Below are 1392 nucleotides of genomic sequence, written 5' to 3' on the forward strand. Positions count from 1 at the left end.
GCCGAGCGCGAGCGCGGGCGCCGATGGCATCGGCACCGCCACCGACGGCGACGGCGACATCGGCCGCGACGGCGCTCCCGCCCGGCGCGACGCGCGACCGACTGACCATGAGCTGATGACCCGCGGCCTGGAGACCTCCGAATTCGTGACGGCGAATGCCTTCGCCCGGCGCGAGGTGCTGGCCCGCATCGAGGGCTTCGACGAACGCTTCCTGCGCGCCTGGCGCGAGGACTCCGACCTCCAGTTCCGCCTGCAGGCGCAGGGACCGGTGGGACGCGTCGCCGACGCGCTGGTCTGGCATCCGGTGCGCCCCGAACGCTGGGGCGTGTCGCTGCGTCAGCAGCGCAACGTCTACTTCGACGCGTTGCTGTACCGCAAGCACCCGGCCATCTACCGCTCGCGCATCCGCCGCGTGCCGCCGTGGGACTACTACGCCATCGTCGCGATGGCCCCGGCGGCGCTCGTGCTGACCGTGGCGGGGCAGGGCGCGATCGCGGCGGGGCTGCTGGCCGCGTCGGCCGCGCTGATCCTGCGACTGACCGCCCGCCGCCTGCGCGCCACCTCGCGTGCGCTGCCGCATGTGTGGGAGATGCTCTGCACCTCGGCCGCGATCCCCTTCCTCTCGGTGTACTGGCGGCTGCGCGGCGCGTGGCATTTCCGGACGCCGTTCCTCTAAGCCCGCGATGCGACCTCCGCTTCCGTCCAATACGCCGGCTCCGGCGAGTTCGCCTCTTCCGGGGGCGAGCCCGAAGTCCATCACCGGCCCCGTCCGAGGGTCCGCGACGTCGGCCGCTGCGGCGCCCGCGTCGATCGACGGCGAGGTGCGGCGCATCCTGATCCTGCGCGCGCTGGTGCTGGGCGACACGATCTGCGCCGTGCCCGCGCTGCGGGCCATCCGGCGCGCCTGGCCGCAGGCGCACATCGCGCTGATGGGCCTGCCGGTCGCGCGCGAGTACCTGTCGCGCCTGGACTGCGTCGACGAGTGGCGGCCGTTTCCCGGTTGGCCGGGCCTGCCGGAGCGCGAGCCCGATGTGCGCGCGCTGCCCGCCTTCCTCGCCGCGATGCACGCCAGCGACTGGGACCTCGCCATCCAGCTGCACGGCAGCGGCGAGCGGACCAATCCCTTCCTCGCCCTGCTGGGCGCGCGCTGGCACGCGGGTTTTCGCAGCGATGCGACCTGGGTGCCGCCGGCCGACGAGGCCCGCTTTGCGCCCTGGCCGCTGCTGGGCCACGAGACGCAGCGGCTGCTGTCGCTGTGCCGCCACCTCGCCTGCCGGCCGACGCGACACGCTCGAGTTCCCGCTACGCGAGGAGGACGACGCGGCGCTCGCCCAGGCATGGCCCGGTCGCACGCAAACGGGCCCCTACGCCTGCCTGCACGTGGGCGCGCAG

At 74.4% G+C, this 1392-nt stretch carries 2 protein-coding genes; both read left to right on the forward strand.

Translation table 11 applies throughout. From position 1 onward, the window contains the following. A partial coding sequence (locus FUT87_RS25320; protein WP_310735327.1) for a glycosyltransferase family 2 protein occupies positions 1-676 on the forward strand: 676 nt, incomplete at its 5' end. 145 nt (positions 677-821) lie between these two features. Further along, on the forward strand, positions 822-1392 hold a 571-nt coding region (locus FUT87_RS25325), incomplete at its 3' end, for a glycosyltransferase family 9 protein (RefSeq protein WP_147242789.1).

This window comes from Mitsuaria sp. TWR114, from assembly GCF_007997345.1.